We start from the raw sequence: 531 nt of genomic DNA on the forward strand, positions 1-531 counted from the left end.
CTTCAAACTATTATTTTTACTACATTTATCTCTATTTTAGTTTTTGTGCATTTAATACTTTACATTGCCATAAGATTTTCTTGGAGTGTAAAGTTTAAAATGCACAAAATTTTTAAATTAATTTTTTTTGTAAACCCCAAATGCACAAAATGTCAATATAAAAATGTAAGATTGTGTCAAAATAAGAATGTAGTTTTTTATTCTTGATAATAATCTCTAACTCTATATGATCTACCAACTATATTAATAACATTACAATGATGTAATAATCTATCTAATATAGCACTTGCTAAAGTATTATCAGAAAATATATCACCCCAATACTTAAAGTCAGCATTAGTTGTAACTATTGTTGACTTCTTTTCATATCTTTCATTTATTAATTGTCTCTTCTTTAGTTATTGGAATATATCCTAATTCATCTATTATCAATAGCCTATACTTACAATAATGCTTTATACGTTCATTTAATCTTCCTTCCTTATTCGCCTTATTTATAAGTAAATCCAACATCTCTTGTTTATCTATATT

Annotated in this window: 1 pseudogene; it reads right to left on the bottom strand. The window is 24.1% G+C overall.

The features are described 5' to 3' along the window. Positions 1-197: 197 nt before the first annotated feature. Positions 198-513 (bottom strand): annotated as a pseudogene (locus AYC59_RS08555) (ATP-binding protein). Between the last annotated feature and the right edge of the window lie 18 nt (positions 514-531).

This window comes from Pseudostreptobacillus hongkongensis (assembly GCF_001559795.1).
GTDB classification, from domain to species: Bacteria; Fusobacteriota; Fusobacteriia; order Fusobacteriales; family Leptotrichiaceae; genus Pseudostreptobacillus; species Pseudostreptobacillus hongkongensis.